This is a genomic window from Nocardia arseniciresistens (assembly GCF_046764875.1).
In the GTDB taxonomy this organism is placed as follows: Bacteria; Actinomycetota; Actinomycetes; order Mycobacteriales; family Mycobacteriaceae; genus Nocardia; species Nocardia arseniciresistens.
Genome location: NZ_JBKORD010000001.1, coordinates 322,153 through 346,621, shown reverse-complemented (window position 1 = coordinate 346,621; position 24,469 = coordinate 322,153). Strand labels below are relative to the sequence as shown.

Here is a 24,469-nt window from a genome sequence, read left to right as displayed (position 1 = left end):
TTGGCATTTGCTGTTATTTGTCTTTCACCTTCGCCATCGAAAGTACGTCGAGTCGGCGGTCGAGTTCTGCCTCGGTGAACTTTTCATCGAGAAGGCCGCGATCGATGACCGTCTGACGAATCGTCTTGCGCTGTTTCAGTGCCTCTTTCGCGACGGCCGCGGCTTCTTCGTAACCGATTATCGAATTCAGCGGAGTCACGATGGACGGGGACGATTCGGCAAGCGTGCGCAGATGATCCACGTTCGCGACGAGGCCGCTGACGCACTTGTCGGCGAACAGTCGGGAGACATTGGCGAGCAAGCGGATCGACTCCAGCAGATTGCGCGCCATCACCGGGATGTAGACATTCAGTTCGAACGCACCGCTCGCGCCGGAGAAGGCGACGGTCGCGTCATTGCCGATCACCTGCGCGGCGACCTGTGTAACCGCCTCCGGCAGTACCGGATTCACCTTCCCAGGCATGATCGAGCTGCCGGGCTGTAGATCGGGCAGTTGCAGTTCGCCGAGACCGGTGAGCGGGCCCGAACCCATCCAGCGGATGTCGTTGGCGATCTTGGTGAGGCTCACCGCGACGGTGCGCAGCGCGCCGGAAGCCTCCACGAGGCCATCGCGGGCGGCCTGTGCCTCGAAGTGATCCTCGGCCTCGGACAACGCGTCGAGTCCGGTCGATCGAACCAGTTCCGCAACCACTTTCGTGCCGAAACCGTCCGGCGCGTTGAGGCCGGTGCCGACCGCGGTGCCGCCGATGGGCAGCTCACCCAAGCGTGGAAGTACCGCCATGATGCGCTCGATACCCGCGGCGACCTGGCGGGTGTAGCCGCCGAACTCCTGGCCGAGGGTCACCGGCACCGCGTCCATCAGATGGGTGCGCCCGGACTTCACCACCGTGCGCCATTCGGTCGACTTGTCCAGCAGCGCGAGCCGCAGGTGATCCAGTGCCGGGATCAGATCCTTGATGGCGCCCTCGGTGGCGGCCAGATGCGTTGCGGTGGGGAAGGTGTCGTTGGACGACTGGGACATGTTCACGTCATCGTTCGGGTGCACGGCGACGCCGTTCGCCTCGGCGATCGAGGCGATCACCTCGTTGGCGTTCATGTTCGAGCTGGTGCCCGAACCGGTCTGGAAGACATCGATCGGGAACTGATCGTCGTGCTTGCCCTCGGCGATCTCCGTGGCCGCCGCGATGATCGCGTCGGCCTTCGTGGCATCGAGCAGACCCAGATCGCGGTTCACCTTGGCACAGGCGGCCTTCAGCAGGCCGAGCGCGCGAATCTGTGCACGTTCGAGGCCACGCCCACTGATCGGAAAGTTCTCCACGGCCCGCTGGGTCTGCGCGCGCCACAACGCGTGCGCAGGCACCCGAACTTCGCCCATCGTGTCGTGTTCGATCCGGTACGGACTCTCCTCGGTCGTCATGAACTCGACCCTATGCCCGAGAAGACTGCTGTGGGGCTGCCACGCCTGAGGGCATTCGCACAGCAGCCATAGGGAATACCGGTGACGCGATGTCGCGCTCGAGCCTAACCAGATTGGCAGAACACCGAGTTTCGAGCGAAGCGAGACCGAGCATTGTCATTCGCGGCCCGGTTCGCTCGGACGCGAACCATAAGGGGGCCGCGAACACGCCGCGCGGAGGCGCGGCCAAAATTACGGCAGGGGAGGGTTCGCGTCTTCGTCGCCGATGAAATCGACCGAGGAGTATTCGCGCAGCTTCGTGAGGCGGTGGTAGGCGTCGATCATGCGGACGGTGCCGGACTTGGAGCGCATGACGATCGACCGGGTGGAGGCGCCGCCGGGGTAGTAGCGGACCCCGCGCAGCAGATCGCCGTCGGTGACGCCGGTCGCGCAGAAGAAGACGTTGTCGCCTGCCACCAGATCTTCGGTGGTCAGCACCCGGTCCAGATCGTGACCGGCGTCGAGGGCCTTCTGCCGCTCGGCGTCGTCGGTGGGCGCAAGCATGCCTTGCAGCTCACCACCCATGCAGCGCATGGCGGCGGCGGCGATGATGCCCTCGGGAGTGCCGCCGGTGCCGACCAGGATGTCGGTTCCGGAATCGGGGCGGGCGGCGGCGATGGCGCCGGCGACGTCACCATCGGAGATCAGTCGGATGCGGGCGCCCGCATCGCGGACCTCTTGGATCAGCTCGGCGTGCCGGGGCCGGTCCAGGATGCAGACGGTCATGTCGGATTTCAGCAGGCCCTTGGCCTTCGCGACCCGGCGGATGTTCTCGGCGATCGGAGCCGAGATATCGATCACGTTCGCGGCGTCGGGACCGACCGCGATCTTGCGCATGTAGAACACCGCGGACGGATCGAACATCGCGCCGCGATCGGCGACCGCGAGCACGGCGATGGCGCCGGGTGAGCCGGTCGACATCAGGGTGGTGCCGTCGACCGGGTCGACCGCGAAGTCCACCTCGGGACCGGTGCCGTCACCGACCAGCTCACCGTTGTACAGCATCGGCGCTTCGTCCTTCTCGCCCTCACCGATCACCACGACGCCGCGCATGGATACGGAGCTGACCAGCTGCCGCATGGCGTCGACGGCCGCACCGTCGCCGCCTTCCTTGTCGCCACGGCCGACCCAGCGGCCCGCAGCCATCGCACCGGCCTCGGTGACCCGGACCAGTTCGAGCGCCAGGTTGCGGTCCGGTGCCTCACGGCGGCTGGGTGCGGGCGAAGATGCCGTCATTACGGTGTGCCTCCTACGGTCGTTGCTACCGGTGATTCTCGCAGAAGCGTCACCGTTGCCGATCAGGTACACCCGTACCGACTGCTTGCGTGTCGGTCGAAATGGTGCGTACCGATCGCTTGCGGGTCGGTCGAAATGGTGCGTACCGATCGCTTGCGGGTCGGTCGAAATGGTGCGTACCGATCGCTTGCGGGTTGGTCGAAATGGTGCGTACCGATCGCTTGCGGGTCGGTCGAAATGATCAGCACCGATCGCTTGCGGGTTCCATGCCACGGTTCCGGCGTTGTGGCAAGCATGGATACTGGGGAGCGTGTCGTACCAAAAGCCACGCATTCTGAACGACTACCGGGATCTGCTCTGGTCGCTGTTCCCGTTGGTGTTGATCGCCGTGGTTTTCGCCGGGTTGGCAAGCCAGTGCAGCTTCGCGGCCAAGGGACCGACCCAAGGCCAGGTTCCGCACTTCGACGTCGCCGCCGCGCTGAGTTCGGATGCCCGCACCCTTACCTTCCCGATCAAGAACCCGAGCCTGCCCGCGGGCTGGACCCCGAACTCCGGCAGCCGCGACACCATCACCGGCACCGGCGGCGGTCCGGTCAGCACCGTAGGTTTCCTGACCCCACAGGGCACCTACATGCGCATGAGTCAGAGCAACGCGACCGAGGAGTCCCTTTCCCGTTTCGTGCTCGGCTCTCGCTACGCCAGCGGCACCGAGCAGATCGGCGACCAGAAATGGATCGTCTACTCCGAGCCCACCGAGGAATCGGCCTGGATCGCCGACTTCGGGCAGTCGCGTGTCCTCATCACCGGCGCGGGTAATCGGAGCGCTTTCACTACCCTGGCCGGTGCCGTCACCGCCGCCGAGCCGCTGAAGCGTTAGGTCGTCGTCGGTCAGCTGTGATCGACGACGTTGACGATGGTGCCGCTCGGGTCGCGGACGAAGAAACGTCGGACGCCCCATGGCTCGTCGCGCAGTGCGTAGACGATGTCGGCGCCCGCGGTGACCATGTCGTGGTACACGGCGTCGACGTCTTCGACCTCGACGCTCATGTTCGGTTCGGCACTTCGGCTTCCGGCCCGACCAGCAGAACCTGAGCGGTCGGGTTGGACGGCGAGGCCATCGCCACCACCCAACCGAGATCCATGGCTTCTTCGAAGCCGAGCCGCTTGTAGAACTCGCGGCTGCGTTCCATGTCGTCGGTGCGGATGTCGGGTGTGGCGCGACGAATGGTCACTGCTGCTCCTCGGGCTCTACTCGGCTTCGGATCGGGACAGTGCGTCCTCGACGCGCTTGCGGGCACCGGCGAGGTGTTCCTCGCAGCGGTTGGCGAGTGCTTCGCCGCGCTCCCATAGCGTGAGCGAGTCGTCGAGGTCCATACCGCCCTGCTCGAGCATTTTCACGACGTTGACCAGTTCGTCGCGGGCGCGTTCGTAGCCGAAGGTGGCGATCTCGGCCAGCTCGGAATCGGCGTCCTTGCCGGATTCGGCCAAGGTCATGTCCTCCCTGCGTCGGTGTTCTGGGTGCCCAACTTTTGGGTGCCGAGCGCGGCGGCGCTGACTGCGCCGTCGGCCACTCGGATGCGCAGCTGACTGCCGGCCTGCGCGTCTTCGATCGAGCGAACGACGTGGCGCTCCTTGCCGTTCACGCGCTGTACGACAGCGTAACCACGGGCCAGCGTCGCGGCCGGACCCACCGCGGTCAACTTCTCGCGCAGGTGGAGCGTCGCCGTGGATTCGGTGCGGATCAAGTGTTCGGCGGTGCGGCGAGTGGCCGTGCGCAGACGTTCGACTTCCTCGACGCGGCGTTCGAGCTCGCGCAGCGGATCGGCGAGCACCGGCCGGGAACGCAGCTGCACCAGTGCTCTTGTCTCGCGATCGACCCACCCGCGTAGCGCGGCGGCCGAGCGGGCTCGCATATCGCGCACACCGGCCAGCTCGGCGGCTGCGTCGGGCACGATGCGCTTCGCGGCGTCGGTCGGGGTGGCCGCGCGCAGGTCGGCGACGAGATCGCTGAGCGGGTTGTCGGGCTCATGGCCGATCGCGCTCACGATCGGGGTGGTCGCCGCGACGATCGCGCGGCACAGTGCCTCGTCGGAGAAAGCGAGCAGGTCCTCGACGCTGCCGCCGCCGCGGGCGAGCACGATCACGTCGACGGCGGGGTCACCGTCGAGCTCGGCCAGCGCCTCCAGCATCTGCGGTACTGCGGTCGGGCCCTGCACCGCCGTGTTGCGGACCTCGAAATGGACTGCGGGCCAACGGTTATGGGCCACGGTGAGGATATCGCGCTCGGCGGCGCTCGCTCGGCCGGTAATGAGTCCGACGGTCTTGGGCAGGAACGGGATGGGCCGTTTGAGCCGAGGATCGAACAGGCCTTCCGCGGCGAGCAGCGCCTTCAGACGTTCGATGCGGGCCAGCAGCTCACCGATGCCGACCGGCCGAATCTCGATGACGCGCAACGACACGGTGCCACGGCCGGTGAAGAACGACAGCTTGCCGTAGACCACCACCCTGCTGCCCTCCTGGAGCGGGACAGGCGATTTGCGGATGAGGTCCGGGTCGCAGGTCACCGACAGCGACATGTCGGCCGACGGGTCACGCAAGACCAGGAAAGCGGTGCGGGTGCCCGGGCGCAGATTGATCTGAGTGATCTGACCTTCGACCCAGATGCTGCCGAGCCGATCGATCCACTGCGAGACCTTGATGGCCACCGAACGCACCGGCCACGGCTGATCGGCGGAATTGGTCTGCGCCGCTTTGGTCGAATCGGCCGCACGGGCGGGTTGGCCGGCACTGTCCCGGCCAACCGTCGACGAAGACGTCGGGGGTTCGGTCACTGGGCCCGCACGGTGGCGATCCGGTTCGACAACATGGTGACGAACGGCGCACGTGCGCGCGTTTGCTGCTCGTAGTCCAGCAGCGCGCCGAGATCCTCGACGGTCAGCATGCGCAGGCGGGCACGCAGCTGGGCCAGGGTCATGTTGGCGTAGTCGTAGCGGGTGGCGATTTCCGGTTCGGCGATTTCCGGCGCCGCTGGTGGCTCACCGAACTCGGCAGCGGGTGTCGGCGGCTCGGCGATTTCCTGCTCGGTGATGGTCTCTCGAGCGGAGTTGTGGCCGTTGGACTGGAATTCGGCGGGGTCGTCGGCGGCGTACAGGTCGAAACTGCTGGCGCGTGCCGTGGCGTTGGTCTCGGAGCCGAAGGTCTGCTCGGGTGCCGCGTCCTCGTCGAACGTGGCCCACTCGGGCTGTTCCACGGGGCTGTTGGTCAAGTGCTCGAAGACCGAGTCGCCCTTGAGGGCCAGGCTGGTCACGAATTGTTGGATGTGCATCGTGGTCTGCAACATCTGGCTGATGGCGGTGATCGGGAGATTCATTGCCGCTGTGGGCAGCCGACGAGTTTCTTCGATGGCATAGACGGCCGCACCGGCGGCGACGCGAGCCAGGAATGGTGGTCGAAACATGGTCCTAGCCTGCCCGAAACGGTGTGTTATGCAAAGAACCAAGCACCATGGCGCAAAGAACTCGGCATCATTGCGGCCGATTCGTCCCGGACGGATGTCGGTACGTCGCTCGCATCGCTCCGCATCACGGTGTCACGGCGGCGACCGGCCGCTCTGGATTCATCCGGCGCACGTAAGCTGTTCGGCATGTCTTCGGCCATATCCCTGAACCTCGGAATCGCCCGCTCGGCCGGTTCCGGATCTGTCGATGCCGACGGCCGAAAGCGGGTGCTACTCGCGGAGCCTCGTGGGTACTGCGCCGGCGTCGACCGCGCGGTGGAAACGGTCGAGAAGAGCCTAGAGAAGCACGGTGCGCCGATCTACGTGCGCAAGGAGATCGTGCACAACCGGCACGTCGTGGAAACCCTGCGTGAGCAGGGCGTCATCTTCGTCGACGAGACCGACGAGGTGCCGGAGGGCGCGGTCGTGGTGTTCTCCGCGCACGGCGTCTCACCCGCGGTGCACGAGTCGGCGGCGGCGCGCAGTCTGCACACCATCGACGCGACATGCCCGCTGGTGACCAAGGTGCATCAGGAAGCAAAGCGTTTCGCCCGCGACGACTACGACATTCTGCTGATCGGTCACGAAGGCCACGAAGAAGTCGAGGGCACCGCGGGGGAGGCTCCCGATCATGTGCAGCTGGTGGACGGTCCCGATTCGGTGGATCGCGTCACAGTGCGCGACGAGTCCAAGGTGATCTGGCTGTCGCAGACCACGCTCAGCGTCGACGAGACGATGGAGACAGTCAAGCGACTGCGCGAGCGGTTCCCCTCCCTACAGGATCCGCCGAGCGACGACATCTGCTACGCCACCCAGAACCGTCAGGTCGCGGTCAAGGCGATGGCGCCCGAGTGCGATCTGGTGATCGTCGTCGGCTCGCGTAATTCGTCCAACTCGGTGCGGCTTGTCGAGGTGGCGCTCGGTGCCGGGGCCAAGGCCTCCTACCTGGTCGACTACGCCCGCGAAGTGGATACTGCCTGGCTGGAAGGCGTGCGGACGGTCGGTATCACCTCCGGCGCCTCGGTGCCGGAAATCCTGGTCCGCGGTGTGCTCGACATGCTGGAGGAGCACGGCTTCGCCGATGTGCAGCCGGTTACCACGGCCAACGAGACGTTGGTGTTCTCGTTGCCGCGTGAGTTGCGTACCGCTCGGGGCTGACCACCGAGCCCCCTGGGTTCGGCGCTGGTCGTCTTACAGATTTTCCGGCTTGCGCCGTTCGGTCCGGCTCGAATCGCGTTCGCGGTAGCGGACATTGGGCTGTGGATGCGGTGGCATCTCGGTGCGTGCGCGGGTACCGGACCTGCGGGTCGGCTCGACGCTGGAGTGTGGCGTCGCGGCGGCAGCGCGGGCTGGGCCACGTGCGCCGCGGGGGTACTTGGCGGTGGGGCGTTCGTCGGCATCGGGTTCTTCGGCGGCAGTAACCCGCGGCGGGGTATCGGCTACCCGCCCGGTGGCGCGCCTGCGCAGTCGCGGCGACTGTTCTTCGCCCTCGGGTTCGGCCTTGGCGCGCTTGGTCTTGCGTCGAGCGGACTCGGCCAGTCCGGCGCTCTCCGACTTATCCGCGCGTGGGCGGTTTGTCGCGCTGCGGCCCCAGCTCGTGCCGCGTCTGGCATCCTCGGTGCGCTCGGCGGCCGCCTCGCGCCGATGTAGCAGGATCCGACCGGCACCGATCGCCAGGACCAGCACCGTGGCCAGCGCCATCGTCGGGAACCTGTTCACCAGTGGGATCGCCAGGTTGAGCAGGATGTCTTTGATCGAGGACGAATCGCGCCCCGTCAGCTGCTGGTAGGCCAGCGGCACCGAGACGAACAACAGCAGCGGCGGCAGCACCATCGCGGTGAACAGCCCGCGGTAGCGCACCGCCACGACGGCGACGACGCAGCCGACAACATACAGCGTGGCAAATGTGCCGGTCAGGTCGCCGCTTTCGCCGCTGGCATCGATAAGGAACCCCAGAAACGCGCAGGCGACCGCGATCGAGACCGCCGCGCCGGCCGGGATACCCGGAACCGACGGCAGTATCGAGCGCTGCGGCGCGGGCACCCGGGTTATCACACGTTGGGAAGCAGCCACGCCATGAACACTAACCGCCGCCACGCGCGGGGGCGTTACGGCACGGCGGTTGCTCGGGCTAATCGTCGGCGTCGGCGAAGCCCACAGCGCGCGGCCAGGAATCCACCCGGTGGATTGCTGGAACCTCTTGCTCGGCCATTTCCAGGTCGTGCAGTTTGCGTGCGGTGACCATCACTCGTGACTCCACGGAGGCGACGGTGTAGTTGAAAGCTTCGACGGCCTTACCGAGTTGCGCGCCGAGCCGGTCCAGATGCTTGCCGGTCATACCGAGTCGGGCGTACAACTCCTTACCCAATTGCTGAACGGTTGCCATGTCGCGGGACAGTGCCTCCTGCCGCCAGCTGAACGCGATCGTGCGCAGCAACGCGATCAATGTGGTCGGCGTTGCGAGAATCACGTTGCGGCCGAACGCGTACTCGAGCAGCCCGGAATCCGTGGTCAATCCGGCGTCGAGGAATGGATCGCCTGGCACGAACAACACCACGAACTCCGGAGTCGGATCGAAGGCGGTCCAGTACGCCTTGTCCGCCAGTTGGTCGATGTGGGCGCGCAGATGCTTGGCATGCCTGCCGAGCAGTTCGGCGCGCACATCGGGGTCCTCGGCCATGGTCGCGTCGAGATAGGCGGTGAACGGCACCTTCGCGTCGACGACGATCTGCCGGTTGCCGGCGAGGTGGACAACCAGGTCCGGTCGGACCATGGCGGTCCGCTCGGAAGTCCCATCGCCGCGCGAAGCCTTTGTCACCTGTGTGTCGAAATCGCAGTGCCTGCTCATCCCGGCCAGCTCCACCACCCGCTCCAACTGGATCTCGCCCCACCGCCCGCGCACCTGAGGCGCGCGCAGTGCCGCGACGAGCTGACTGGTCTGAGTGGTGAGCTGATGGGAGGTGCGCTGCATACCCGCAACCTGTTCGCGCAGGCTGGAATAGGCATTGATGCGGTGATGCTCGACCTGCTGGATGTGCTGGTTCAATGTGCCGACCGCCTCGCGCAGCGGATCGACCATGGCGCCGATTGCATGCGAATGCCGACGCGCCGCATCCTCATTCGCCGCGTTCAGCGATTGCCGAAGCAGCCGCTCGTTATCGGTGGCCGCCGACAGTCTCGCCTCCGCGGCCGTCGCCCGATGACCGGCGCGCGCCGCATGCCCGAGCCAGCCGAGGCCGACCCCGGCGGCGAACACCAGCATCAGTGCGACAAGCATCGGTGCGGTCATAGCGCCGATAGTGCCGCACCACACCGACAAGACCCCGGCCGCCACGCAGCGACCGATTGAAGTCTGTCGGTAGGTTCGCCTACGGTTTCGCGAATGCGGATGCTGCACACCTCGGATTGGCACATCGGTCGCACGTTCCATGGGGTCGATCTGCTTGCCGACCAAGCACGGTCGTTGGCTGCCATCGCGGCGTTGGTGGCCGCGCAGTCGGTGGACGTTGTTGTGGTGCCGGGAGACGTGTACGACAGGTCCATCCCGAGCTCCGATGCGATCGCGGTGTGCAATCGGGGTTTCGAGGCCATCCGGGCGGCCGGTGCGACGATCGTCGCCACCGCGGGCAACCACGATTCGCCTGCCCGGCTGGGCGCGGGTGCCAGCTTCGCGGCCGCGGGCGGGCTGCATCTGCGCACCACCGTCGCCGACGCCGACCGGCCGGTACTGCTGGCCGACACGCACGGCGAGGTCGCCTTCTATGGCATCCCCTACCTGGAGCCGGAGATCACCCGTGCCGAACTCGGTGTGCCACAGGCACGTTCGCACGCGGAGATCCTCGAGGCGGCTATGAGCCGGATAAGGGCCGACATCGCACAGCGGCCGGGCACCCGCACGGTGGTGCTGGCACACGCCTTCGTCGTCGGTGGTGAGGCGACCGGTTCGGAACGTTCCATCTCGGTCGGCGGTGTGGAGACCGTGCCGCTTTCCGCGTTCGAGGGCATCGACTATGTCGCGCTCGGGCACCTGCATTCGCCGCAGATTCTCTCGGAGTCGGTCCGCTACTCGGGTTCGCCGCTGCCGTACTCGTTCGCCGAGAACTCCCATCGCAAAGCGGTCTGGATCATCGATCTGGATGCCACCGGGCTGCATCTGGTTCAGCGCCACGACCTGGCGCTGGTGCGCGGGCTGAGCAGGCTCACCGGCACCCTCGACGAGCTGCTCACCGACCCCGTCCACGCCGCCGCCGAGGACCATTACGTCTCGGCGACCCTCACCGACCACGCCCGCCCGGTAGATGCCATGCGCAAGCTGCACGACCGGTTCCCGCACGCGGTGCACGTGGAATGGTCGCGTCCGGAAGGAAATCCGGAGCTGCACTATCGTGAACGCGTGCACGGCCGCCGCGACACCGAAGTAGCGCAGAGTTTCCTCTCCGATGTTCGAGGCGTGCCCACGTCGAGCGAAATGCAGTGGCTGGAGCGAGCTCTCGCCGCGGCGGTCACCGAGCCGGATGCCGTTACGGCGGCCGGCCGCCCGGCTCAGGAATTGTCCGCATGAGCACAGTTGCTCGTGACCGTCGAGGGCGGCGCGGGGCGCTGTCTCGCCTGTTCACGTGGGCATCGACGGCAGGCTTCGAGGAAATCGGGTGAGACTGCACCGGCTCGAGATGAGCGCGTTCGGCCCGTTTGCCGAGACGACGGTTGTCGATTTCGACGCGCTGGGTGCCGATGGGCTGTTTCTGCTGCATGGGCAGACCGGGGCGGGCAAGACGACTGTGCTCGATGCGATCGCGTTCGCGCTCTATGGGGATGTGCCGGGAGCGCGTGGCGAGAGCAAGCGGCTGCATTCCGATCACGCGCCGGAGCAGACACCGCCCCGGGTGGTGCTCGAAGCGACGTTGGGTGGGCGGCGGGTGCGGCTGACGCGCATTCCCGCGTTCGAGCGGCCCAAGTTGCGTGGCACTCCCGGGGTGCGTACCGATCCGGCCAAGGCGACGCTGGAGTGGCTCGACGGGCGCGGTGCGAACCTTTCCCGCATACCGGATATCGGTGCGGAGATCATCCGGCTGCTCGGGATGAGCGCCGACCAGTTCTTCCAGGTCGTGCTGCTGCCGCAGGGCGATTTCGCGCGATTCCTGCGGGCGGACAACGAGGAACGCGAAAAGCTGCTCGAAAGGCTTTTCGACACCGAGCGATTCGGCACGGCCGAGCAGTGGCTCGCGGACAAGCGCAGGGCATCGGCCGCTGATGTGGCGGACAGCAAGGATGGCATCAATCAGCTGATCGCGGAGATTCGGGGCGCGGTGGGGCTCGGCCGTGCCGAATCCGTTGAGACACTCGAGGCGGTGTCGTGGTCGCAGGATCTGCTCGCCACCGCGCGTGCCGAATCGACCACCGCGGCAGCGGAAGTTGAAGGTAGGCAAAAGGAATCGGCCCGCCTGCAAACACTCGCCGAGGAACAACGCCGCATACACGAGCTGCGCCGTCGGATGGCGGCGGCTCGTCAGCAGCTCGACGACTACGCCGCGGCGGCGGAGCACCGTGCCGCCATGCAGGCCGAACTCGAACTGGCCCGCCGCGCCGCACCGGTTGCCGAAGCCATCGACGACGCACGCACCGCGGTCATGCACGCGCGCCGCAAAGAAGACGAAACGCGGCGTATCGCAGCACGATTGGTTGCCGAGATCGGTGCACCCGAAGCCGCCGACATCGCCGGGATCGACCTGCTTGCCATCGAAACCGGTGCCGACGCGACGCCGATCGTCGGCGCGAGCGCCGATATCGACGCGGCCATCCGCTGTTGGAGCGGTCAGATCGGCGCGCTCGACGAAGTGAGTGCCGATGCGGCGGTCGCCACCACACTGACCGCCGAACTGTCCGGTCTGCGCGAGGAGGACGCCGCACTGAACTCTCGGGCATCCGAGCTGACCCGGCTGCGCGAACAGGTCCCCGGATCGATCGCCGCCGCCGAGGTCCGGCTGCGTGAGGCCGCCGAGGCCACGGCCATGCTCCCCGGGCTGAGCGCCGAGTTGGAACGCCTACAGACCGCCGCGACCGCGGCGGTCACGATCGCCAGGCACAGAACAACTCTCGACCGCACGCGGATCGACTTCGAGGTGGCCCGCACTGCGCACAACGACGCCAAGGAACAGGTGCTGGACCTGCGTGAACGCAGGCTGGCCGGGATGGCCGCCGAACTCGCGGGACAGCTGTCGGACGGGCAGCCGTGCACGGTGTGCGGCTCCGGCGACCATCCGTCGCCCGCCCGCCCGGCTCCCAGCGCGGTATCCAAGGATGCCGAGGATGCGGCGGCCGCGGCGGAACGTGCCGCCGAAGACACCCGCGACCGCGTCCTGTCCAGCATCACGACCCTGGAGCGCGATATCGAGGCGCTGATCGCCCGTGGCGGCGACACCGATCCGGTAGAACTGGCCGCCACACTGCGCGCCGCCACCGACCGCCATGAGGACGCAGCCGAACTGGCCGCCCGCGCCGAGGGGCTCACCGCCGAACTGTCCCGCCTGCGCACCGCCGAACTCCGCCTGCACGACGAATTCCGCGAATCCGACACCCGTCGAAGCACGGTCGCCGCGGGCATCGCGGCCACCACGGCCCGCCTGGCCGAGCTGTCCGCCCGCCTGCGCACTGTCGCGGGCGCCGACGAGACGATCGACCGCCGCCGCACCCGCCTGAACACCCTCATCGCCGACGCCACCTCCCTACGCGACGCACGCACCGAGGCCGCCTCGGCCAGCGAGCAGGTCACCGTCGTCGCCGACCGTGTCGAAAGCCTCGCGATAGCATCAGGTTTCGTACTCGATGGTGATCAACCAGGGCTTCCGAGGCGAAGTGGCGTCGTTATCAGCGCCGGCACCGGCGTGGAGTCCGGTCCAGCCGACGCCGTGCGCGACGACGTGGCCATGTTGACCGCTTACGCGCACGTGGTCACCGCGGCGGCACGCACCGCACCGCGTCAGGCGGAGATCGAGGCGGACTTGCTGACCGCCGATCGGGCGCGTGGCCATGCGGAAGCCGTTCTCGCAGAACCGGATATCCAGGCGGCGGCTTCGGCCGAACCCGGCGATCTCGCGGAGCTGGCGGCTTTGGTCGCCGACGCGCAAGCCGAAGTGAACACCGCCGTGGCCGCGCACGCCGAAGCGACACGCCGGGTAGCGCAGCTGGAGCGTCTCGGCGGGCAACTGTGGGCCGCGGTGGAGCGCATCGCCCCCGTCCAGCGCGCCCATGAAGAGCTCGCTGCCCTCGCCGAGGTGGTCGCGGGTCGTGGTGAGAACAACCGCCGAATGTCGTTGCGCTCATACGTACTCGCCGCGCGTCTCGAAGAGGTGGCCCTGGCCGGTTCGGTCCGGCTGCGCCGAATGTCCGGCGGCCGTTACGAATTCGTCCATTCTGACAGGGCAGGCTCGCATGGCCGTCGCGGCGGCCTCGGCCTGGACATCCGCGACGATTACACCGGCGCCATCCGCCCCGCCAAAACCCTCTCCGGCGGCGAAACCTTCATGGCCTCACTCTCGTTGGCCCTCGGCCTCGCCGACACCGTCGCCGCCGAGTCCGGCGGCCTTGTCCTGGACACCCTCTTCATAGACGAGGGCTTCGGCGGCCTGGACGCCGACACTCTCGACGCGGTGATGGGTGTGTTGGATGAACTCCGGGACGGCGGTCGAGTCGTCGGAGTTGTCAGCCATGTCGACGAGATGCGCCAACGAATCCCCAGCCGTCTGCATGTCCTTCGTGGCCGAGCCGGGTCTCGCCTCGAAACCACCGTCGCCTGACAACCGAGCAGGCCGTCGTGGTCAGGACGTCAGACTGCCCAGTCCCAGCTGATGCGTTGGACTTTCATGGTTCAGCAGCCACCGCTTCACATCCAGCCCCCAGCGGAAACCGCCGAGTGCGCCGCCGATGCGGAAGATGCGATGGCACGGAACGAAGAGGGCGGCGGCGTTGCGGGCGCAAGCGTTCGCGGCGGCTCGGGTGGCGGCGGGGCGGCCGGAGATAGCGGCGTATTCGGTGTAGGTGATCGGGGTTCCCGCCGCAACCGTGCGGAGCACTTCCCATGCGTGCATGAGGAATTCGCCGGACTGCTGGCGGACGGGGATGTCGTCGATCGCTGTCAGATCACCGTCGTGGTAGGTCGTGATCGCCCGGGTCACCTCGCCGAGCGAATCGCGGTGGCGCAGTTCGGTGGGGCGCAGGCTCGGATGGATAAGGCCGCGCAGGTTCTCGGCGTCGGCGGTCCAGCCGGAGGCCAGTACCGCGCCCTCGGCGTCGACAAGCGCGGTGAAGGGCCCTACCGAAGTGTCGACGACTGCGAAATCGGCTGTGGTGGTGGTCGATTCGACGGTGTCGTGATGGATTGTGATCGTGGCGGACACGATTGGGAACTCGCTTTCGAGTCGGAAGGGAAAGGGGCGATCAAGATTTGGCGCGCGGCTTCGATCCGGTACGGGATTCGGCCGCTTTCGCGGCGCGGCCTTCCAGCGCCGCCTTCCATAGGTGCATGGACAGATACGAGCGCCACGGCGCCCAGCGGGAGGTGTCGGTGAGGTCGATGCCCAGCAGTGTGGCGCCCTGTCGGACAACCAGGTCGGTGTCGAGCAGGATGTCCGGGTCGGCGAGCAGGCGCATGGTGACGTAGTCGGCGGTCCATGGTCCGATGCCGTCGAGGGTCAGTAGTTCCCGGCGCAGGTCCGTCGCCGTACGGCCCTGGTGCAGCGCGAGGTCGCCCGCGGCAAGGGCTTCGGCGACGCCGACGATCGAGCGAATGCGCCGTGCGGGACCGGTCAGCACCTCCGCGCCGCGCTCGGCGATCACCGCGGGAGTGGGGAACAGCAGCGGCACCGGTCCGTCGACTCGTTCACCGAGTGCTTCGACAAGTCGTGCGGTGTGGGTCGCGGCGGCTGATACCGAGATCTGTTGCCCGATCATGGTGCGCAGCAACAATTCCGGGCCGTCGAGGCAGCCGGGCACGCGGATTCCCGGAGTGAACGACGGCTGGCGCAGATCGGTGGGCTGCGGGGGCACGCCGACATTGAGGGGGTGTTGCGCGGGTGTTGTGCCCGCGTCGGGTAGGTCGGCGGCGTCGGGTAGTACATGGGTGTCGTTGCCGTGTTTGCTGTTCTCTCGTCGTGACGCGACCGTCTCGTAGTCCAGCCGGGCCGCCCGGCTCTTCTCGGCGGAGCCAGGGGCGCAGACCACGCCGAGCGCCTCATCGATCCCGACCGGGTCGGCGTCCAGGTCGAGCAGGTGGCGCAGTCGCGCGACGGTCGGCGCCAGGTCGCGCATATCGTGCAACGCCAGTTCGGCCCGCACGTGATCGCGCTGGAAGCTCAGCCGGATCGCCGCATGCCCGTGCGGCGTGCGCAGGTTTCTCGTGTACGCGCGGTCCTCCCACAGCTCCATGCCCGGCGCCACATGCGAGGAAAGGAACCATTCGAGCCACGCCCGGTCCAACGGCTCGCGGTAGGGCAACCGCAGTATCAGCGAACCGTTCGTCGGCGGTACGACCTGACCGTTCCCGGAGCGGGTCGCGCGCTGCGCCTCGGTGCGCATGATGGTTGGACTGACCGTGAACACCTCGCGCACCGTGTCGTTGAACTGGCGAATGCTGGCGAATCCGGCCGCGAACGCGATGTCGGACATCGGCATGCTCGTGGTCTGGATCAGCAGTCGAGCCGTGTGCGCGCGGTGCGCTCGCGCCAAGGCCAGCGGCCCGGCGCCGAGCTCGGTGGTGAGCACCCGGGTGAGCTGGCGCTGCGAATAGCCGAGCGTCGCCGCGAGCGCGGGCACCCCGCCGCGTTCGATGACACCGTCACCGATCAACCGCATGGCGCGAGCGGCCAGATCCGCGCGGGTGTTCCAGAGCGGCGATCCCGGCGCGGCATCGGGCAGGCATCGACGGCACGCGCGATATCCGGCCTGCTGCGCCGCCGCTGCCGTATGCAGGAAGGTCACGTTGGTCGGCTTCGGCGTGATCGCAGGACACGAAGGGCGGCAGTAGATTCCGGTGGTGCGCACCGCGGTGAAGAACTGGCCGTCGAAGCGGGAGTCCTTGGTCGACACCGCTCGATAGCAGCGCTCGAAATCCAATGCCGTGATCGTCACCCCAACCACAATGGCAGTAACCCGCGTCGCGTGCTAGCGGAAATCCGCCACCACCCCTATGGGTTAGCAGCAGCGGTTGGTGGGGTTGCGATCGGCGTCGGCGTGGCGGGCGCGCCAGTACTCGCGTTCGCTCGGGATTTCACAGCCGGGATGGGCGCGGTGCAGGTGCGCGACGTAGCGCTGGTAGTCCTGGCCGCCGAGGACCGAGTTGAACCACCAGGCGACCCCTCGCGCCGCGGCACCGCAGGCAGTTCCCGCAGCGCGCAGCCGCGCACCGGCCGGTCGGGAGGACCGGTCGGTGCGCGGGGCGTCGGGTGCGGTCAATGCCCTCGGGCGTGTGCGGCGCCCGGAGCGCGGACCTGCCCCGATTCGACGAGGGCGTCCCATTCCTTCTGCACTTCCTTCTCCGCAGGGGTGGCAATGAACCCGCGCGGCCCGAAGATCTTCGACGGCTCCTCCGGTGATTCGCTACTCGGACCACCGCCCGCGCGCCAAGTACGCACGCAGACCACGGCACCGACCACCGCGACAATCAGCACGAGCACCGCGAAGATGATCGACAAACTGCCCTGGATGAACGTGTTGCGCACGATCTTGTCCATGTCGTCGACGGTCTTGGCGGGCGCCAACAGCTGGCCGGCGTCGCGAGCCGCGCTGTAATTGCTGTGCTGCTTCCAGTATCCGATCTTCGGATCGGCGGAGAAGATCTTCTGCCAAGAGGCCGTCATGGTCACTATGAGATCCCAGATCAGCGGCAGCGCCGGGATCCAGGCCCATTTGACCAGGCCCTTCTTGATCAGGATGGCCAGCACGACGGTCAGGGCGATCGCCGCGAGCAGCTGGTTGGAGATGCCGAACAACGGGAACAGCGTGTAGATGCCACCGAGCGGATCGGTGACGCCCATCAGCAACACCGAACCCCACGCGGCAACCACGACGGCCGAGCAGATCCACGCGCCTGGCCGCCACGACGGATCCTTGAACTTCTTGGCAGGGCCGCCGAGGTTGCCGAGCGAGTCCGACAGCATGAAGCGCGCGACACGGGTGCCCGCATCGATCGTGGTGAGGATGAACAGCGCCTCGAACATGATCGCGAAGTGGTACCAGAACGCCTTCATGGAGGAGCCACCGAGGAACTCCGACATCACCTGGGACATGCCGACCGCCAGCGTCGGCGCACCACCGGTGCGCGAGATGATGCTGGTCTCGCCGACGTCGGTGGCCGCCTGGGTGAGCTCGGCGCCGGTGATCGGAGGACCGCTCAGACCGAGCGAGTTGGTGTAGGCCGCAGCCTTGTCGGCGGTCCCGCCGGTGAGCCCGGCCCCCGCGTTCATCGCGAAGTACAGGTGCTGGTCGATGATGCTTGCGGTGATAATCGCCATCACCGCGACGAACGACTCCATCAGCATGCCGCCGTAGCCGATCATCCGCGCCTGCGACTGCTTCTCCAGCAGTTTGGGTGTGGTGCCGGAGGCGACGAGGGCATGGAATCCCGAGAGCGCGCCGCACGCGATGGTGATGAACAGGAACGGGAACAGGCTGCCCGCGAAGGACGGACCGTTGCTGGAGTGCGCGAACTGTGACACCGCGGGAGCCTTCAGCACCGGCATCGTGATCAGGATGCCGACGGCGAGCAGGCCGATAGTGCCGATCTTCATGAACGTCGACAGATAGTCGCGCGGTGCGAGCAGCAGCCACACCGGCAGCACCGAGGCGACAAAACCGTAGAGGATCAGTATCCACGCGATGGTGGTACCGGACAGGGTGAACAGGTCACGGCCCCAACCGGATTCGGAAACCCAGCGCCCGGAAATGATGGCGAGCAGCAACAGGGCGAAGCCGACCACGGAGATCTCGCCGACCCGACCCGGTCGCACGTACCGCAGGTAGACACCCATGAAAAGGGCGATCGGGATGGTCATGCCGATGGAGTACACGCCCCAGGGGCTGCCGCCGTGCAGTTGGCCGTCCGCCCCCTTGACCGCGGCAAGTGCCTGCACAACGACGATGCCGAGCACCGCGAGCAGGATCATCATGATCACCAGCACCGCGACGATCGCGGCGACGCCGCCGATCGGTCCAAGCTCGTCGCGGGCCATCTGCCCGAGACTGCGGCCGCGGCGCTTGGAGGAGGCCCACAGCACCAGGTAGTCCTGCACCGCGCCCGCGAAAACGACGCCGACGATAATCCAGATCGTGCCGGGCAGGTAGCCCATTTGCGCGGCGAGCACTGGACCGACCAGCGGACCGGCACCCGCGATGGCGGCGAAGTGGTGTCCGAAGAGCACCCGCCGGTCCATCGGCATGTAGTCCTTGCCGTTTTCCAATTCTTCGGCGGGCGTCGCCACGTCGTCGCGCGGCTTGGTGATCCGGTATTCGATCAGCCTCGCGTAGAACTGGTAGGCGATCACATAGGTACAGACCGCCGCGATCACGATCCACACCGCATTGACGTTCTCGCCGCGCGCGATGGCGACTACTGCCCACGCGACCGCGCCGAGAACCGCGATGGCGGCGAACACCGCTTTCTTGGCCGGAGTTATCGGGGAAGGATCAACGACGCCGACCGGCGGCAATTCGGGATCTGTCCGTAAATATTCGATTGTCGCCATCTGCCCTATCTCTCCTGTAAAACGCGCAGGATCTAGCTGAAACACGTGACAACGTATCCGATCGGAGACGGCGTTCGGGCGCGTTTCCCAACTCCTTCGTCCGACGTTTAATTTTGTTCGTGTGTCGGCCGTCACCTCGGTGTTGCCGGACGTATGCTGCCATGCGGTTCGTGATGCGCTCCACCCGCCCCGAGGACGGCTGACCTGTCTCCCACCCCGCATCCCCATCGCTGGCGGTTCGCATTGCTTTGCGTCCGCACGGTCGAGAGCTAACCTCGATCCGCCATGCGCCCACCTCCGCTGGTTACCCCGCCGGTTCGGCCGATACGTCGGCGTACGCTGCTTGCTTCGGCCCTGGCCGCACCCCTGCTCGCGTCCGGGTGCGGTGCCGACGACGACGCGCTGACCTTCTTCTTCGGCGCGCGGCCGCAAGAGGCAAAGGTCCGGCAGCGGATCATCGAGGAATTCCAGAAAACCCGCCCGGACATCAAGATTCGCACCATCGTGTCCGGGCCGGACGCGCTGCAGCAGATGCTGACCTACTGTGCGGGTGGCAAATGTCCAGACATCATCATGGCCTGGGAACTGCTGTATGCCGGTCTCGCCGAGCGCGGCGTGCTTCTCGACCTGAACCCGCTGCTCCAGCGCGACGCCGACCACGCCACCGCGCTGCGCGATGAGGGATTCCCGACGCTGTATGACACTTTCACCTATTCCGGTGGTCAATACGCGCTGCCCGAACAGTGGTCAGGGGTGTTCCTCTATTACAACCGGAAGCTTCTCGCCGATGCCGGTCTGAACCCGCCCGCCCGCTGGTCGCAAGCCTGGAGTTTCGCCGAATTCCTTGACGCCACACGTGCTCTCACGCATAAGGAGCCCTCCGGCCGGACCCGGCAATGGGGTTTCACCGACGCATGGGTGCCGTATTTCTCGGCCGCCTGTTTCGGCATGAACAACGGGGTGGATTGGTTCACGCCACCGATAGGCCCGACCAGGACCAACCTCGGTGATCCACGATTCGCCGAGGGTTTCCAGTTCTACGCGGATCTCGCGGTGCGTCATCGTGTAGCGCCGAAAGTTGCAGACCAGCAATCGGTTTCGGCACCGGACCTGTTTCGTCGCGGCAAGGCCGGGATGATGATGGGCGGGCACTGGCTTTACTCCGAATTTGTCGGCAAGCCGGATCTCGACGTCGATCTCACGGTATTGCCTGTCGGCCCGCACGGTGGCCACGGCGCGTACACCGATGTGGGATGCACTGGCCTGTCCATCGCGGCGGACAGTCCGCGCATCGAACAGGCTTGGGAATTCGTCAAATTCGCGACCGGGCCGGTCGGTCAAGCCATCATCGCCGCTTCGGGTCTTTTCGTGCCGGTGCTGAAATCGGCCATGGGCTCGCGGGGTTTCGTCGAGGCACACCGCGAGATCCGCAACCTGGAAGTCCTGACCGGCGGCCCGGCCAACTCCCGTCCCCTACCCGTCACCCCCGCATGGGGCAAGGTCTCGGCCCTGCTCGAACGCGGCGGCAACCGTGTCCTACGCGGCGCCGCCACCGCCGACTCCCTCGGTGGTGCCTTCACCGACGACATCGACGCCCTCCTGGAGCCGCCCGCATGAGTACGCTGCGCGATCGCCTGTCGAGTGGTACGTGGCTGCAGCAAACGTCGAGTACTGCAATCCATCGGGTGCCACCCGGCAAACGCGGGCGTTCGGCTCAGCGGCGGGAGCGGGCGGGGTGGGTTTTTGTTGCGCCGAATTTGGCGGCGGTGGCGGTGTTATTGCTTTTTCCGCTCGGGTTTTCGTTGTATTTGAGTTTTCATGCTTGGGATCTCTTCAGTCCGCCTCGGTTCGTAGGGTTGGCGAACTATCGGCGATTGTTCGTCGGGGATCCGCTGTTCTTTATCGCGCTGCGGAATACGGCGGTTTTCACGGCGCTGACGTTGGTGCCGACGGTGCTGATCGGGCTGGGCGTCGCCGCGACGTTGAACCGAAAGTTGGCGGGTATCGGAATCTTTCGGACCATCGCGTTCTTGCCGCTGGTTGCATCCACTGTTGCCATGGCCGTGGTCTGGCGGTTCATCTTCAGCAGCGATGACGGGCTGTTCAATATCGTGCTCGGCTGGGTCGGGATCGACCCGGTGCCGTGGCTGATCGATCCCGATTTGGCGCTGGTGTCGTTGAGCATCGTGACCGTATGGAAGGGCGTGCCTTTCGCGACGGTCATACTGCTCGCCGCCATGCAGGGCGTGCCCGAGACCCTGTACGAGGCAGCGAAGATCGACGGGGCCGGTGCGCTGCGGCGGTTCCGGTCGATCACGATGCCGCTGATTCGCGGGCCGCTGTCGTTCGTCTTCGTCATCACGATCATCAACTCGGTGCAGGCTTTCGACCAGGCCTATGCGCTGACAGGTGGCAACGGTGGGCCGGAGACCGGCACCTATCTGCTCGGAATCATGTTGTTCCAGAACGCGTTCAGCTTCTACGAAGTCGGGTACGCGGCGGCGCTCGCCTGGGTGATCTTCGCCATCCTGCTGGTGGTGACCTTGCTGCAATTGCGGTTCGCGCGGCGCGAGGAGGTCGAATTATGAACGCCTACACTGTTATTCGACGGTCGCCTGCTACCGCCGAAATGGTGGAGCCGCCCGTTGTTCGTGGCAGGGCGGGCAGTCGGGTGCGGCGGGCGATCGTTCGACGCACCTTGCGCGGCATCCTCGTGTACGCCGCGCTCGTAGGCATTGCCTGGTGCGCGCTCGCGCCGATCCTGTGGGCGCTGTCGGGATCGCTGAAGCGAGACGGCGAGATCACCGAGCCGACACTGCTTCCCGCGCAACCACAATGGTCCAACTACGCCGAGATCTTCGATCTGTTGCCGCTGGGCCGGATGCTGTTCAACACCACCGTCTACGCGCTCTGCGTCACCGCCGGACAAGTCTTCTTCTGCTCGCTGGCCGGATATGCCTTCGCCCGCTTGCATTTTCGCGGTCGAGACGTGCTGTTCCTCGCCTATCTCGGCACCCTGATGGTGCCGCTCACCGTCACGGTGATCCCACAGTTCCTGATCATGCGGGCCTTCGGCTGGGTGGACACCCCGTGGGCGATGATCGTGCCCGGTCTGTTCGGCAGCGCTTTCGGGACCTACATGATGCGCCAGTTCTTCCGTACGCTGCCCGCCGAACTCGAGGAGGCCGCCATCATCGACGGCTGCACCACCTGGCAGGTCTATTGGCGAGTGCTGCTCCCACACACCCGCCCCGCCCTGATGGTGCTGGCCGTGCTCACTTGGATCTCCGTCTGGAACGACTTCCTCTGGCCGCTGGTGATGATCCAACGCAACGAGATCGCCACCGCCACTTTAGGTTTGGTGCGCCTACAAGGTCAGTACCACACCCAGTGGCCGATTCTGATGGCCACGGCGATGGTGATTTTCGCTCCGCTGCTGTTGATCTATGCGATCGCGCAGAAGTCGTTCGTCAGCGGTATCGCGCAGGCGGGCATCGGCGGTCGCTGAACTGCGCTTTCGAGGCGGTGCTAGTCGCCCCAGTAGGTGCCGAAACTCCAGAGGTTGCCCTCGGGGTCGCGGACGGAGAAGCCGCGGGAGCCGTAGTCCTCGTCTTTCAGGCCGCGCACGACCTCGGCGCCTGCTGTGGTGGCGCGGTTGAACAGTTCGTCCGGGTTGTCGCAAACGACGTAGACAGAGTCGTTGCCTGTGACGCGACGCCCGAACTCGGTGTCATTCCTACCCGCAGAGCCGAACATGATGCCGCCGCCGAGGGGCCAGCGCATTTCACCGTGCTCGACGATCGTGGGGTCGTCCTCGCGGGCGTACAGTCCCGTCACTTCGAAGCCGAACGCCTTGACGAGGAACTCCGATGTCGCGCGCGCGTCTTGGAAGATCAGGCAGGGCCAGATGGCGGTGGCGGTGCGTGTGGTGCTGGATGTTGTCGTTGGGTTTGTCATGTCTCCAGCGTCATCCAGCGACCCCCGGCTCGTCTTGGACGGATGGAATCTCTTCGGCTAGCCAGATGGTCGGGCTGCAACCCGCCAACTCCGCGAAGTCGCGATTCAGATGCGCCTGGTCGTAATAGCCGCAGGCGGCCGCGACCTGCGCGATGCTGACATAGGACGGGGTGCGTTCGAGCATGCGGCGCGCGCGCTCGAATCGGGCTATCCGCGCGGCCAGTTTGGGGCCGAGGCCGAACTCGGCGCCGAAACGGCGAGCCAGGTGCTGGCGACTCCAGCCGATCCGCTCGGCGAGCGCGCCGATGGGTGCGGTGCCGTCGGTGTCGACCAAAGTACGCCAGGCCCAGGTCAATTCGGGTGTCACGACCCGGTCGTGGCGGGCGAGTTCGGTCAACACCCGATCGCAGGCCGCGAAACGCTCCGGCCAGGTGGGCAGCGTCTGTAGCTGCTCCCACAGCCGGTGCCCAGGCGGGCCGATCACGTCCGCGAATTCCAGCGACGTGTTCCAGAGTTCACTCGCGGGCATGCCGAACAAGGTTCGACAACCCAGCGGGGTCAGTGCGATCGATACGCCCTGTTGGAAGCCGGTGTGGGCAATGGTGGCATTGCTTGCCTGTAGCCCGCTCAGCACGCAGCCGTAGTAGTCGGGTGTCTGGCGCGGATCGGTCTGCGCGACAACGTCGATGGTGTGCCCGATGGCGACGATAAACGTCATATGCCGGGACGGCAGACCCCGATGCAGCCCTGGCGCGAACCCGGACATGCGATAACCGACATACCCGTCGATGAACGCCGCGAGCGCTGGTGCCGGTCGTGCCGTCACCACTTCGGTGGTCGGCTCCATGAGTGTCACGCTACGCCCGTCGACGGGGTCCGCAACCGCTCGCGAAGCGCAACGGCGGCGCTCCCGGCGTGGTGCTGAGTGACCTTCAGCTTGCGACGTTGATGTGCGCGCCGATCGCCCGCGGGTCGGCCACCGAGTCGAGCATGCAGGTGGCCAAGTCGTCCCTGGAGATCCTGATCCCGAATGTCACGTTGCGTTCGACCGCGGTCCGATAGCGGCCCTTCGCCGGCTTGTCGGTGAGCTGCGGTGCACGGATGATCGTCCAGTCCAGCGCGGAATCGCGCACCGCGTGCTCGGCCGCGGCCATGTCGTCGAGGCGGTGCCGAAGCAGCGGGCGCAGAATGAGCGGTTTCACCACGAATCGGGTGCACCAATCATCGCCGGGCCCTGCGATTCTTGCGCTGTTGCCGACCAGGACGATCCGCTGGACATCGACCGTTTCCATGGCCTTGGTGATGGACAGCGCGGCGTCGGTCGCGACGGTCGTCGGCCCCTTGTCATTGGATCCGATGGTGTCGAGCACCGCGTCCGCGCCCCGGATCGCCTCCGCGATGTAGCCGGGGTTCATGACGTCGGCCGCGACCACTTCCAGTTGAGGATGGTCCGGGATGGAGTGCGGGCCACGGACCACCGCGGTGACTTGGTGCCCAGCCGCGAGGGCCTGTCGCACGAGGCGTCCGCCGGTGCGTCCGGATGCTCCGAAGATCGTGAGTCGCATGTCGAGTCCGTTCGGTTGGTGAGTA

General features: G+C 66.5%; 23 protein-coding genes. 7 read left to right on the top strand and 16 right to left on the bottom strand.

Features of this window, described 5'->3' with window-relative positions:
* Positions 1–13: 13 nt before the first annotated feature.
* Positions 14–1,417: a class II fumarate hydratase gene (locus ACLMAJ_RS01610; protein ID WP_412011624.1), complete on the bottom strand. Its 1,404-nt coding sequence runs from the start codon at positions 1,415–1,417 to the stop codon at positions 14–16.
* Between the two features lie 231 nt (positions 1,418–1,648).
* Positions 1,649–2,692, bottom strand: a complete 1,044-nt coding sequence (glpX, locus tag ACLMAJ_RS01605) for a class II fructose-bisphosphatase (protein ID WP_412011623.1) — start codon at positions 2,690–2,692, stop codon at positions 1,649–1,651.
* A 310-nt stretch (positions 2,693–3,002) separates the two neighbouring features.
* Here glpX and ACLMAJ_RS01600 point away from each other — a divergent pair, with 310 nt between their 5' ends.
* Positions 3,003–3,569 carry a DUF4245 domain-containing protein gene (locus ACLMAJ_RS01600; RefSeq protein ID WP_412011622.1) on the top strand — a complete coding sequence of 189 codons (567 nt, stop codon included), beginning with the start codon at positions 3,003–3,005 and terminating at the stop codon, positions 3,567–3,569.
* 11 nt (positions 3,570–3,580) lie between these two features.
* Here the strand turns inward: ACLMAJ_RS01600 and ACLMAJ_RS01595 are convergent, their stop codons facing one another.
* From ACLMAJ_RS01595 to ACLMAJ_RS01575, 5 genes are all read right to left on the bottom strand, one after another.
* The gene (locus ACLMAJ_RS01595) at positions 3,581–3,739 is read right to left on the bottom strand and encodes a VOC family protein (protein ID WP_412011621.1); all 159 of its coding nucleotides are present in this window, start codon (positions 3,737–3,739) and stop codon (positions 3,581–3,583) included.
* Positions 3,736–3,924 carry a VOC family protein gene (locus tag ACLMAJ_RS01590; protein WP_412011620.1) on the bottom strand — a complete coding sequence of 63 codons (189 nt, stop codon included), beginning with the start codon at positions 3,922–3,924 and terminating at the stop codon, positions 3,736–3,738. The genes ACLMAJ_RS01595 and ACLMAJ_RS01590 overlap by 4 nt, the downstream gene beginning before the upstream one ends.
* 16 nt (positions 3,925–3,940) lie before the next feature.
* A complete protein-coding gene (locus ACLMAJ_RS01585; protein ID WP_412011619.1) occupies positions 3,941–4,186 on the bottom strand; it encodes an exodeoxyribonuclease VII small subunit in 246 nt (81 codons plus the stop codon).
* Positions 4,183–5,406, bottom strand: coding sequence for an exodeoxyribonuclease VII large subunit (gene xseA, locus ACLMAJ_RS01580; protein WP_412012013.1), 1,224 nt, complete (start codon positions 5,404–5,406; stop codon positions 4,183–4,185). The genes ACLMAJ_RS01585 and xseA overlap by 4 nt, the downstream gene beginning before the upstream one ends.
* Before the next feature lie 113 nt (positions 5,407–5,519).
* A complete protein-coding gene (locus tag ACLMAJ_RS01575; RefSeq protein ID WP_412011618.1) occupies positions 5,520–6,149 on the bottom strand; it encodes a lipid droplet-associated protein in 630 nt (209 codons plus the stop codon).
* Between the two features lie 186 nt (positions 6,150–6,335).
* Between ACLMAJ_RS01575 and ACLMAJ_RS01570 the strand changes: the two genes are divergently transcribed.
* Entirely contained in the window at positions 6,336–7,346 is a 1,011-nt protein-coding gene (locus ACLMAJ_RS01570; RefSeq protein ID WP_412011617.1) for a 4-hydroxy-3-methylbut-2-enyl diphosphate reductase, read from the top strand.
* Between the two features lie 33 nt (positions 7,347–7,379).
* Here the strand turns inward: ACLMAJ_RS01570 and ACLMAJ_RS01565 are convergent, their stop codons facing one another.
* Together ACLMAJ_RS01565 and ACLMAJ_RS01560 are read right to left on the bottom strand one after the other, a co-directional pair.
* Positions 7,380–8,261 carry a DUF6542 domain-containing protein gene (locus ACLMAJ_RS01565; RefSeq protein ID WP_412011616.1) on the bottom strand — a complete coding sequence of 294 codons (882 nt, stop codon included), beginning with the start codon at positions 8,259–8,261 and terminating at the stop codon, positions 7,380–7,382.
* A 58-nt stretch (positions 8,262–8,319) separates the two neighbouring features.
* Positions 8,320–9,477, bottom strand: a complete 1,158-nt coding sequence (locus ACLMAJ_RS01560; RefSeq protein WP_412011615.1) for a DNA recombination protein RmuC — start codon at positions 9,475–9,477, stop codon at positions 8,320–8,322.
* A gap of 93 nt (positions 9,478–9,570) precedes the next feature.
* Between ACLMAJ_RS01560 and ACLMAJ_RS01555 the strand changes: the two genes are divergently transcribed.
* Entirely contained in the window at positions 9,571–10,749 is a 1,179-nt protein-coding gene (locus ACLMAJ_RS01555) for an exonuclease SbcCD subunit D (protein WP_412011614.1), read from the top strand.
* A gap of 88 nt (positions 10,750–10,837) precedes the next feature.
* A complete protein-coding gene (locus ACLMAJ_RS01550; protein ID WP_412011613.1) occupies positions 10,838–13,981 on the top strand; it encodes an AAA family ATPase in 3,144 nt (1,047 codons plus the stop codon).
* Between the two features lie 21 nt (positions 13,982–14,002).
* Here ACLMAJ_RS01550 and ACLMAJ_RS01545 read toward each other — a convergent pair whose 3' ends face one another.
* The 4 genes from ACLMAJ_RS01545 to ACLMAJ_RS01530 form a co-directional block, all read right to left on the bottom strand.
* Positions 14,003–14,581, bottom strand: coding sequence for a methylated-DNA--[protein]-cysteine S-methyltransferase (locus ACLMAJ_RS01545; RefSeq protein WP_412011612.1), 579 nt, complete (start codon positions 14,579–14,581; stop codon positions 14,003–14,005).
* Positions 14,582–14,621: 40 nt separating this feature from the next.
* Positions 14,622–16,310, bottom strand: a complete 1,689-nt coding sequence (locus ACLMAJ_RS01540; protein ID WP_412011611.1) for a DNA-3-methyladenine glycosylase 2 family protein — start codon at positions 16,308–16,310, stop codon at positions 14,622–14,624.
* A 63-nt stretch (positions 16,311–16,373) separates the two neighbouring features.
* Positions 16,374–16,577, bottom strand: a complete 204-nt coding sequence (locus tag ACLMAJ_RS01535; protein ID WP_412012012.1) for a YbdD/YjiX family protein — start codon at positions 16,575–16,577, stop codon at positions 16,374–16,376.
* 53 nt (positions 16,578–16,630) lie between these two features.
* Positions 16,631–18,922, bottom strand: coding sequence for a carbon starvation CstA family protein (locus ACLMAJ_RS01530; RefSeq protein ID WP_412011610.1), 2,292 nt, complete (start codon positions 18,920–18,922; stop codon positions 16,631–16,633).
* A gap of 285 nt (positions 18,923–19,207) precedes the next feature.
* Here ACLMAJ_RS01530 and ACLMAJ_RS01525 point away from each other — a divergent pair, with 285 nt between their 5' ends.
* The 3 genes from ACLMAJ_RS01525 to ACLMAJ_RS01515 are packed head-to-tail and all read left to right on the top strand — an operon-like array spanning position 19,208 to position 22,430.
* Entirely contained in the window at positions 19,208–20,539 is a 1,332-nt protein-coding gene (locus tag ACLMAJ_RS01525) for an ABC transporter substrate-binding protein (protein ID WP_412011609.1), read from the top strand.
* Positions 20,536–21,510: a carbohydrate ABC transporter permease gene (locus ACLMAJ_RS01520; RefSeq protein WP_412011608.1), complete on the top strand. Its 975-nt coding sequence runs from the start codon at positions 20,536–20,538 to the stop codon at positions 21,508–21,510. The genes ACLMAJ_RS01525 and ACLMAJ_RS01520 overlap by 4 nt, the downstream gene beginning before the upstream one ends.
* Positions 21,511–21,551: 41 nt before the next feature.
* A complete protein-coding gene (locus tag ACLMAJ_RS01515) occupies positions 21,552–22,430 on the top strand; it encodes a carbohydrate ABC transporter permease (RefSeq protein ID WP_412012011.1) in 879 nt (292 codons plus the stop codon).
* A 20-nt stretch (positions 22,431–22,450) separates the two neighbouring features.
* On the opposite strand, the gene ACLMAJ_RS01510 is transcribed toward ACLMAJ_RS01515, so the two are convergent.
* The 3 genes from ACLMAJ_RS01510 to ACLMAJ_RS01500 all read right to left on the bottom strand — a co-directional run bounded on the left by ACLMAJ_RS01510 (position 22,451) and on the right by ACLMAJ_RS01500 (position 24,444).
* On the bottom strand, positions 22,451–22,879 hold the full coding sequence (locus ACLMAJ_RS01510; protein ID WP_412011607.1) for a VOC family protein: 429 nt from the start codon (positions 22,877–22,879) through the stop codon (positions 22,451–22,453).
* A gap of 10 nt (positions 22,880–22,889) precedes the next feature.
* Positions 22,890–23,726 carry an AraC family transcriptional regulator gene (locus tag ACLMAJ_RS01505; RefSeq protein ID WP_412011606.1) on the bottom strand — a complete coding sequence of 279 codons (837 nt, stop codon included), beginning with the start codon at positions 23,724–23,726 and terminating at the stop codon, positions 22,890–22,892.
* An 85-nt stretch (positions 23,727–23,811) separates the two neighbouring features.
* Entirely contained in the window at positions 23,812–24,444 is a 633-nt protein-coding gene (locus tag ACLMAJ_RS01500; protein ID WP_412011605.1) for an NAD(P)-dependent oxidoreductase, read from the bottom strand.
* Positions 24,445–24,469 lie beyond the last annotated feature (25 nt).

Excerpts from the sequence above, each read along its gene's own strand:
- ACLMAJ_RS01555 (WP_412011614.1), top strand. The coding sequence starts at position 9,571 with ATGCGGATGCTGCACACCTCGGATTGGCACATCGGTCGCACGTTCCAT.
- glpX (WP_412011623.1), bottom strand. The coding sequence starts at position 2,692 with ATGACGGCATCTTCGCCCGCACCCAGCCGCCGTGAGGCACCGGACCGC.
- ACLMAJ_RS01570 (WP_412011617.1), top strand. The coding sequence starts at position 6,336 with ATGTCTTCGGCCATATCCCTGAACCTCGGAATCGCCCGCTCGGCCGGT.
- ACLMAJ_RS01525 (WP_412011609.1), top strand. The coding sequence starts at position 19,208 with ATGCGCCCACCTCCGCTGGTTACCCCGCCGGTTCGGCCGATACGTCGG.
- ACLMAJ_RS01510 (WP_412011607.1), bottom strand. The coding sequence starts at position 22,879 with ATGACAAACCCAACGACAACATCCAGCACCACACGCACCGCCACCGCC.
- ACLMAJ_RS01520 (WP_412011608.1), top strand. The coding sequence starts at position 20,536 with ATGAGTACGCTGCGCGATCGCCTGTCGAGTGGTACGTGGCTGCAGCAA.
- ACLMAJ_RS01595 (WP_412011621.1), bottom strand. The coding sequence starts at position 3,739 with ATGAGCGTCGAGGTCGAAGACGTCGACGCCGTGTACCACGACATGGTC.
- ACLMAJ_RS01560 (WP_412011615.1), bottom strand. The coding sequence starts at position 9,477 with ATGACCGCACCGATGCTTGTCGCACTGATGCTGGTGTTCGCCGCCGGG.
- ACLMAJ_RS01610 (WP_412011624.1), bottom strand. The coding sequence starts at position 1,417 with ATGACGACCGAGGAGAGTCCGTACCGGATCGAACACGACACGATGGGC.
- ACLMAJ_RS01575 (WP_412011618.1), bottom strand. The coding sequence starts at position 6,149 with ATGTTTCGACCACCATTCCTGGCTCGCGTCGCCGCCGGTGCGGCCGTC.
- ACLMAJ_RS01585 (WP_412011619.1), bottom strand. The coding sequence starts at position 4,186 with ATGACCTTGGCCGAATCCGGCAAGGACGCCGATTCCGAGCTGGCCGAG.
- ACLMAJ_RS01530 (WP_412011610.1), bottom strand. The coding sequence starts at position 18,922 with ATGGCGACAATCGAATATTTACGGACAGATCCCGAATTGCCGCCGGTC.
- ACLMAJ_RS01500 (WP_412011605.1), bottom strand. The coding sequence starts at position 24,444 with ATGCGACTCACGATCTTCGGAGCATCCGGACGCACCGGCGGACGCCTC.
- ACLMAJ_RS01505 (WP_412011606.1), bottom strand. The coding sequence starts at position 23,726 with ATGGAGCCGACCACCGAAGTGGTGACGGCACGACCGGCACCAGCGCTC.
- ACLMAJ_RS01515 (WP_412012011.1), top strand. The coding sequence starts at position 21,552 with ATGGTGGAGCCGCCCGTTGTTCGTGGCAGGGCGGGCAGTCGGGTGCGG.